General features: G+C 74.2%; 8 protein-coding genes. 2 read left to right on the top strand and 6 right to left on the bottom strand.

Annotation, left to right across the window (positions count from 1 at the left end):
• From GTW43_RS10955 to hrcA, 4 genes are all read right to left on the bottom strand, one after another.
• Positions 1–699, bottom strand: a 699-nt coding sequence (locus GTW43_RS10955; RefSeq protein ID WP_161301462.1) for a 16S rRNA (uracil(1498)-N(3))-methyltransferase, incomplete at its 3' end; no start/stop codon positions are given.
• On the bottom strand, positions 696–1,766 hold the full coding sequence (locus tag GTW43_RS10950; protein ID WP_161301461.1) for a nitronate monooxygenase: 1,071 nt from the start codon (positions 1,764–1,766) through the stop codon (positions 696–698). The genes GTW43_RS10955 and GTW43_RS10950, both read right to left, overlap by 4 nt.
• A gap of 170 nt (positions 1,767–1,936) precedes the next feature.
• The gene (gene dnaJ / locus GTW43_RS10945; protein WP_161301460.1) at positions 1,937–3,070 is read right to left on the bottom strand and encodes a molecular chaperone DnaJ; all 1,134 of its coding nucleotides are present in this window, start codon (positions 3,068–3,070) and stop codon (positions 1,937–1,939) included.
• On the bottom strand, positions 3,071–4,087 hold the full coding sequence (gene hrcA / locus GTW43_RS10940; protein ID WP_161301459.1) for a heat-inducible transcriptional repressor HrcA: 1,017 nt from the start codon (positions 4,085–4,087) through the stop codon (positions 3,071–3,073).
• 150 nt (positions 4,088–4,237) lie between these two features.
• On the opposite strand from hrcA, the gene GTW43_RS10935 reads away from it, so the two are divergent.
• A complete protein-coding gene (locus GTW43_RS10935; RefSeq protein WP_161301458.1) occupies positions 4,238–4,975 on the top strand; it encodes an MBL fold metallo-hydrolase in 738 nt (245 codons plus the stop codon).
• A 34-nt stretch (positions 4,976–5,009) separates the two neighbouring features.
• The gene (locus GTW43_RS10930; protein WP_161301457.1) at positions 5,010–5,852 is read left to right on the top strand and encodes a DUF3097 domain-containing protein; all 843 of its coding nucleotides are present in this window, start codon (positions 5,010–5,012) and stop codon (positions 5,850–5,852) included.
• 46 nt (positions 5,853–5,898) lie between these two features.
• Here the strand turns inward: GTW43_RS10930 and hemW are convergent, their stop codons facing one another.
• Both hemW and GTW43_RS10920 read right to left on the bottom strand, forming a co-directional pair.
• A complete protein-coding gene (gene hemW, locus GTW43_RS10925; RefSeq protein ID WP_161301456.1) occupies positions 5,899–7,131 on the bottom strand; it encodes a radical SAM family heme chaperone HemW in 1,233 nt (410 codons plus the stop codon).
• Positions 7,132–7,185: 54 nt separating this feature from the next.
• Positions 7,186–8,561: SpoIIE family protein phosphatase (locus GTW43_RS10920; protein WP_161301455.1), on the bottom strand; the 1,376-nt coding region annotated here is incomplete at its 5' end.

The following is an 8,561-nucleotide window of genomic DNA, read 5'->3' as shown; positions in this document are numbered from 1 at the left end:
CCCCACCGTCGACGTCCGCAGCACGCTGCGGCCCAGCCGGTACGTCCCGGCCCCGGCCTCGCCGAAGACCGCCAGCTCCTCCGGCGACACCCCGCCCTCGGGGCCGACGACGAGCACGATCTCCCCCGTCGCGGGCAGCTCCGCGGAGGCCAGCGCGGCGCTCGCGCAGTCCCGGTCCTCGTGCAGCACGACCGCCAGGTCCGCGGCGCCGAGCAGCCGCGCGACCTCCTTCGTCGAGGCGGCCTCCGCAACCTGCGGGAACCGCACCCTGCGCGACTGCTTCCCGGCCTCCCGCGCGGTGGCCCGCCACTTGCCGAGCGCCTTCACGCCCCGCTCCCCGCGCCACTGCGTGATGCACCGCGACGCCGCCCACGGCACGATCGCGTCGACGCCCGTCTCCGTCATCGTCTCGACGGCGAGCTCCCCGCGGTCCCCCTTGGGCAGCGCCTGCACGACCGTGATCCTGGGCCGCTGCTCCTCCTCGGTGCGCACCGGCCCGGCCTCGACGACCAGCCGGTCCTTGCCCTCGCTCGCGACGACCACGGCCTCGGTCCAGCACCCGAGCCCGTCCGTGAGCACCACGTCCTCACCGGCCCGGAGCCGCTTCACGGAGACCGCGTGCCGGCCCTCGGCCCCGTCCAGCACGTACGGACGGTCGCCGGGGACCGCCCCGTCGACCACGAACACCGGCGCCGTCATGCCGCACCCCGCTCCGACGCGGCGCGCGCGGCGTCGAGTTCGGCCGCGAGGACCTCCACGAGCTGCCCGGCGGGCAGGGCGCGCGACAGCCGGTGGCCCTGGCCCGCCCAGAGCGCCATGCCCTGCGGGTCCCCGGCCTTCGCGGCGGCCTTGCGCAGCGGCGACGTCATGTGGTGGATCTGCGGGTACGCGGCGGGCGCGTACGGTCCGTGCTCGCGCAGGAACCGGTTGACGAGCCCGCGCGCGGGCCGGCCCGAGAAGGCGCGGGTGAGTTCGGTACGGGTGAACAGCGGATCGGTCATGGCTTCCTTGTGCAGGGTGGGCGCCCCCGACTCGGGGGTGACCAGGAACGCGGTGCCGAGCTGCGCCAGATCGGCGCCGGCGGTCAGGACGGCGGCGATCTGGGCGCCCCGCATGATGCCGCCGGTCGCGACGATCGGCAGCCCCACGGCCTCCCGGACCTGGGTGACGAGGGTCAGCAGACCGAGACCGGCCGCGTCCGTCTCGGGGTTGTCGCGGTGGGTGCCCTGGTGGCCGCCGGCCTCGACGCCCTGGACGCACACGGCGTCCGCGGCGGCGGCCTGCGCGGCCTGCGCCTCCTCGACCGTGGTGACGGTGACGACGGTACGGGTGCCGACGCGCTGGAGGGCGTGCACGACCTCGCGGGTGGGGCAGCCGAAGGTGAAGCCGACGACGGGGACCGGGTCGTCGAGAAGGATGGCGAGCTTGGCGTCGTAGCCGTCGTCGAGGCCGCGGTCGGTGTCCCCCAGCGCGGCCTGGTACCAGGTGGCCTCACCGGCGAGCTGGTGCCGGTAGACCTCGATGGCGGCGCGGTCCGCGATCTCGGGCTGCGGCATGAAGAGATTGACGCCGAAAGGGCCCGAGGTGAGCCCCCTGACCTGCTTGATCTCCTGGTACATGCCGTCGGCCGTCTTGTACCCGGCCGCGAGGAAGCCCAGGCCGCCCGCCTCGGACACGGCAGCGGTCAGCGCGGGGCAGGAGGCGCCGCCCGCCATGGGGGCCTGCACGATCGGATGGGGGCAGAGATCGTTCAGCGCGGAGGACATGAGCGCATGGTGCCACGGTGGCGCCGGACGGCCGAATCGGCCCTTCCGCCTGGCATGTGCCACCCCGTCCCGCACCTTGCCGGCCCCCGCCGGCCGCTGCGCGACCCACGCACATCGCCCCGCGCGGAACCCTCCCGCGCGGGGCGACACACAGCCGTCGGCCTCGACCGTCAGCGACCGTTGAAGGCGTCCTTCAGCCGCGAGAACAGCCCCTGCTGGCCGGGCTGGAACTGGCCCGTGGGGCGTTCCTCGCCGCGGAGCTGAGCCAGCTCGCGCAGCAGGCGTTCCTGCTCGGGGTCGAGCTTCTGCGGGGTCATCACCTCGACGTGCACGACCAGGTCGCCCCGGCCGCCGCCGCGCAGGTGCGTGACGCCGCGTCCGTGCAGCGGGATCGACTGGCCGGACTGGGTCCCGGGCCGGATGTCGATCTCCTCCATGCCGTCGAGCGTCTCCAGCGGCACCTTCGTGCCGAGGGCCGCCGCCGTCATCGGGATCGTGACCGTGCAGTGCAGGTCGTCCCCGCGCCGCTGGAAGGTCGGGTGCGGCAGTTCGTGGATCTCCACGTACAGGTCACCGGCGGGGCCGCCGCCGGGGCCGACCTCGCCCTCGCCCGCGAGCTGGATCCGCGTCCCGTTGTCCACACCGGCCGGGATCTTCACCGTGAGCGTCCGCCGGGAGCGGATGCGGCCGTCGCCCGCGCACTCGGGGCACGGGGTCGGCACCACGGTGCCGAAGCCCTGGCACTGCGGGCACGGCCGCGAGGTCATGACCTGGCCCAGGAAGGACCGCGTGACCTGCGAGACCTCGCCGCGGCCGCGGCACATGTCGCAGGTCTGCGCGGACGTGCCGGGGGCCGCGCCCTCGCCGCTGCACGTCGTGCAGACGACCGCGGTGTCGACCTGGATGTCCTTCGTGGTGCCGAAGGCGGCCTCGTCCAGCTCGACCTCGAGCCGGATCATGGCGTCCTGGCCGCGCCGCGTCCGGGACCGCGGGCCACGCTGCGACGCCGTCCCGAAGAACGCGTCCATGATGTCCGAGAAGTTCCCGAAGCCACCGGCCCCGAACCCGCCCGCGCCGCCGCCGGCCTGCGACAGGGGGTCGCCCCCGAGGTCGTAGACCTGCTTCTTCTGCGGGTCCGAGAGGACCTCGTAGGCGGCGTTGATCTCCTTGAAGCGCTCCTGCGTCTTCGGATCCGGATTCACGTCCGGGTGAAGTTCGCGGGCCAGCCTCCGGAAGGCCTTCTTGATCTCGTCCTGGGAGGCGTCGCGGCGCACGCCGAGTACGGCGTAGTAGTCCGTGGCCACTTACGACTCCGCCAGGATCTGTCCGACGTAACGTGCCACTGCGCGTACTGCTCCCATCGTTCCCGGGTAATCCATGCGTGTCGGTCCGACGACACCGAGCTTGGCGACTGCTTCGCCGCCCGAACCGTAACCGACCGACACGACGGACGTGGAGTTGAGTCCCTCGTGTGCGTTCTCATGACCGATCCGTACGGCCATGCCCGAATCCCCCACCTCTCCCAGCAACTTGAGGAGCACGACCTGCTCCTCGAGCGCCTCGAGGACCGGCCTGATGGTGAGGGGAAAGTCATGTCCGAAGCGGGTGAGATTGGCGGTTCCGCCGATCATCAGCCGCTCCTCGGTCTCCTCGACGAGCGTCTCCAGCAGCGTGGAGAGCACCGTCGAGACCGTGCCGCGGTCCTCCGTCTCGAAGGCCTCGGGCAGGTCCTGCACCAGCTGCGGCACGTCCGCGAACCGGCGGCCCGCCACCCGGCTGTTGAGCCGGGCCCGCAGATCCGCCAGCGACGTCTCGCCGAACGGCGCCGGGCAGTCGATCATCCGCTGCTCGACCCGCCCGGTGTCCGTGATCAGGACGAGCATCAGACGGGCGGGCGCGAGCGACAGCAGCTCGACGTGGCGCACGGTGGACCGGGTCAGGGACGGGTACTGGACGATCGCGACCTGCCGGGTCAGCTGCGCGAGCAGCCGCACCGTGCGCCCCACGACGTCGTCGAGGTCGACGGCGCCGTCCAGGAAGTTCTGGATCGCGCGCCGCTCGGGCGCGGCCATCGGCTTGACTCCGGCGAGCTTGTCGACGAACAGGCGGTAGCCCTTGTCGGTCGGGATGCGCCCCGCGCTGGTGTGCGGCTGCGCGATGTATCCCTCGTCCTCCAGCGCCGCCATGTCGTTGCGCACCGTGGCCGGGGAGACGCCCAGCCGGTGCCGCTCGGTGAGCGCCTTGGAGCCGACCGGCTCCTCGGTGCCGACGTAGTCCTGGACGATGGCGCGCAGCACCTCGAGCCTGCGTTCACTGAGCATCGGCGCACACCTCCAGTGACGATCCGCTTCGCACTCTGTTCTCTGGTCCCTGCGGCACTTTTGGCACTCACTGCGCGCGAGTGCCAATCGTCCCCGGGTCAGTGTACGGCCGGTGGGTACGCCCCGAGCAAGAGCGCTAGCGTCGAGGTCATGGAACGTATCGACTGGGCGGGGACGGGTTGGGAGGAACTGGCCGCGCGCGTGGGCCGGGTCCGGCTCCCGGGCTGGGACTGCACCACGGGACTCGTCGTCGGTGACGGCGCCGCGCTGCTGATCGACACAGGATCCTCACTCCGCGAGGGCGCCCGGCTGCGGGCCGACGTACGGCGGCTGCTCGGCGGCGACGCGCGCGTGACGCACATCGCGCTCACTCACCCCCATTTCGACCACGTGCTCGGCACGGCCGTCTTCTCGGGCGCCGAGGTGTACGGGGCCGTGGGCATGGACGCGCTGTTCGCGCACCCGGGCGCCCGGGACGAGCTGTGCGCCGACGCCGTGCGGCAGGGCGTCGACCCCGCGGCGGCGGCCGAGGCGGCCGAACTCCTCGTCACCCCGCACCACCGGGTGTGCGGCGAGTGGACCCTCGACCTGGGCGGCGGCGTCCAGGTGCTCCTCGCGAACATCGGCCCCGCGCACAGCGGCCACGACCTCGTCGTGTGCGTGCCCGGCACCCGCGAGACCGTCTTCTGCGGGGACCTCGTCGAGGAGTCGGGCGAGCCGCAGGCCGGGCCGGACGCGGCGCCCCGGCACTGGCCCGCCGCGCTGGACCGGCTGCTCGCGCTCGGCGGACCGGACGCGGCGTACGTGCCGGGGCACGGTTCTGTGGTGAATGCCGGGTTCCTCCGGGCGCAGCGGGCGGAGCTGGCCGCACGTTTCGGCGTGTCGTAGGAGGACCACGGGCACTTCTCTTATCGTCTGCTCAATGCGCCAGTACAGTCCCGACCTCACCCCTCCGTGGAAGCGGAACCGGCCGGCCACCGAGGTTCCGGCCGAGCCCGACCTCGTCGTCGAGGAGGTCACGACCGGCTTCTGCGGGGCCGTGGTCCGTGTCGAGAAGACGGCGCAGGGGCCGACCGTGACGCTGGAGGACCGGTTCGGCAAGCACCGGGTGTTCCCGATGGAGCCGCGCGGTTTCCTGCTCGAGGGGAAGCCCGTGACGCTGGTGCGGCCGAGCGCGGGCGGACCCGCGCGGCCCACCCGGACCGCCTCGGGCTCCGTCGCGGTCCCGGGCGCCCGCGCCCGCGTCGCCCGCGCGGGGCGCATCTACGTCGAGGGCAAGCACGACGCCGAGCTCATCGAGCGGGTCTGGGGCGACGACCTGCGCGTCGAGGGCGTCGCGGTCGAGTTCCTCGAGGGCGTCGACGACCTGCCCGCGATCGTGGCGGAGTTCGCGCCGGGGCCGGACGCGCGGCTCGGCGTCCTGGTCGACCATCTCGTGCCCGGCAGCAAGGAATGGCGCATCGCCCGGTCCGTCACGACGGAGCACGCGCTGGTCGTCGGCCACCCGTACATCGACATCTGGGAGGCCGTGAAGCCGTCCTCGGTGGGCATCGAGGCGTGGCCGCGGGTGCCGCGGGGGCAGGACTGGAAGACGGGCGTGTGCCGGGCGCTCGGGTGGCGGGTGTCCCACACCGGGGAGGCCTGGCAGCACATCCTGTCCCGGGTCCACACGTACAGGGACCTGGAGCCGGAGCTGCTCGGCCGGGTCGAGGAACTGATCGACTTCGTCACGGCCCCTGAGGACCAGGACCAGGGCCAGCTCTGAGGACCGGGGCGGGGTCCGACGGGCCGGGTCCGACGGCCGGGTCCGTCTAGTCGACCAGGTCGCGGACCACCGCGTCGGCCAGCAGCCGCCCCCGCAGGGTCAGCACGGCCCGCCCCGCCCCGAACGCCTCCGCGTCGAGCAGCCCGTCGGCGACGTGCCGGCGCGCGGCCCGCGCCCCGGCCTCGTGCAGCAGGTCCACGGGGCACCCGTCCCTGAGGCGCAGCTCCAGCAGGATCCGCTCGACGCGCCGGTCCTCGTCCGCGAGCAGCTCCCGGCCGGCGCCGGGCGATCCCCCGCCGACCAGCGCGGCCGCGTACGCCCCGGGGTGCTTCACGTTCCACCACCGCACACCGCCGACGTGCGAGTGCGCCCCGGGTCCGGCGCCCCACCAGTCGGCCCCGCGCCAGTACAGCTCGTTGTGCAGGCAGCGCCCGGCGTCCGTGGTCGCCCAGTTCGACACCTCGTACCACGCGAACCCGGCCGCGGCGAGCTTCTCGTCGGCGATCAGGTACCGGTCGGCGTGCTCGTCGTCGTCGGTCATGGGGACCTCCCCGCGCCGGATGCGCCGCGCGAGCTGGGTGCCCTCCTCGACGATCAGCGCGTACGCCGACACGTGGTCGGGGCCGGCCCCGATCGCGGCGTCCAGGGAGGCCCGCCAGTCGTCGTCGCTCTCCCCGGGCGTCCCGTAGATCAGGTCCAGGTTGACGTGCTCGAACCCGGCGGCCCGCGCCTCGGCGACGCACGCCTCGGGGCGCCCGGGCGTGTGCGTGCGGTCGAGGACCTTCAGGACGTGCTGCCGGGCGCTCTGCATCCCGAACGAGATCCGGTTGAAGCCCCCGGCCCGCAGCTCGGCCAGGTAGTCCGGGTCGACGGACTCGGGGTTGGCCTCCGTGGTCACCTCGGCGTCGTCGGCGAGCCCGAACTCGTCGCGGACCGCGGCCAGCATCCGGACGAGGTCACCGGCGGCCAGCAGGGTCGGCGTCCCGCCGCCCACGAACACGGTCCGCACCGGCCGCGGATCGTCCCCGAGGACCTTGCGGGCGAGCCGGACCTCGTCGATCAGGGTGTCCGCGTAGTTGTCCCGCGAGGCGAGGACGCCGCCGCTGCCGCGCAGCTCGGTCGCCGTGTACGTGTTGAAGTCGCAGTAGCCGCAGCGCGTGGCGCAGTACGGGACGTGCAGATAGAACCCGAGGGGCCGCGACGCGGCGTCGGCCAGGGCGGAGGCGGGCAGCGCCCCGTCGTCGGGCACGGGCTCACCGTCGGGAAGTGCGGAAGGCATGCACCCATTGTCCCGCCTCCGGCGCGGTGCTCCCCGCGCCCGGTCCCGTGCGGGTCACTGCGCCTGGAGCACGAGCAGCGCCAGGTCGTCGTCGGGCGGGCTGTCCGCGAAGGCGTGGACGAGGCGGCGGATCCGTTCGGCGAGGAGCGGGGCGGTGAGGCCGGCGCAGCCGGTGAGGGCCTGGGCGAGGCCTTCGCCGTCGTCGAACTGGCGGGCCCCGTTGCGCCGCTCGGTGACGCCGTCGGTGACGCACAGGAGGGTGTCGCCGGACCGCATGTCGAACGACTCGCTGGTGTAGTCGGGGTCGTCGACGACGCCGAGCAGCACCTGCGGGGTGGCGACCGTGACGACGTCGCCGCCGGGCCGCATCAGCAGCGGCAGCGGATGCCCGGCCGAGGCCAGCGTGCAGTGGACGGTGCCGTCGTCGCCCGGGGTCAGTTCCCCGTACAGGAGCGACAGGAAGCGGGAGCTGGTGCCCTCGGGCGGGACGCCCTGGCCGCCGGCGGCGGCGAGTGCGCGGGCGGCGGCGTCGGCGGCCTCGGTGGCGTCGTCGAGGAGCAGCCGGTTGAGCCGGTCGAGGACCTTGTCGACGGGGTAGCCCTCGCGGGCCAGCAGGCGCAGCCAGGGGCGGGCCAGGCCGATGACGACGGCCGCCTCGGGGCCCTTGCCCTGGACGTCGCCGAGGGCGAAGCACCAGCGGCCGTCGCCCGCCGGGAACACGTCGTAGAAGTCGCCGCCGGGGCCGCCCGCCTCCTTCGGCTCGTAGACGATCGAGTGCTCCATGCCGGGGATGTCGGCGACGATGCTCGGCAGCAGGCCGCGCTGGAGGATGCGGCTGATGGTGGCCTGCCGGGTGAAGCGGCGGGCCGCGCTGACGGCGAGCGCGACGCGGCGGCTGAAGTCCTCGACGAGGCCGGTCACCTCGTCGGGGAAGCAGTCGAGGCCCGCGCGCCCGATGAGCAGGATGCCGAGGGTGCGGCCGCCCGCGGTGAGCCGGTAGGCGAGCGCGGAGCCGCTGCCGCCGGCCGCTCCGGGCCACGGCACGGGCACGGCCGCCGAGCGGGCGGCGTCCGGGAGCCGCGGCGGCTCCTTCGCGAGGATCCGGGTGAGCTCCTCGATGCGGCTCTCGTGGGTGTGCCAGACGCGGGCCAGCCGCGGCGCGGGGTGCGGGTCGGTGCCGCGGCCCGGGCCGTCCCCGGCGCCGGTCAGCGGGTCGCCCGCGGGCAGCCCGCGCCCCTCCTCGTCGTGGAGCCAGACGGCGCACCAGTCGGCGAGCCGCGGGACGAGGAGCTGGCCGACGATCGCGGCGACCATGTCCTCGTCGAGCTGTCCCGCGAGGAGGTCGGAGGCCTCGGCGAGGAAGGCGAGGGCGCCGCGGTTGATCCAGTCCTGGTCGTGGGGTGCGGTGCGGCGGCCGGGCGGCGGTGCGA

This window comes from Streptomyces sp. SID5785 (assembly GCF_009870065.1).
In the GTDB taxonomy this organism is placed as follows: domain Bacteria; phylum Actinomycetota; class Actinomycetes; order Streptomycetales; family Streptomycetaceae; genus Streptomyces.
Note: the sequence above shows the minus strand (reverse complement) of the source record. Positions and strands in the feature narration are given on the sequence as shown.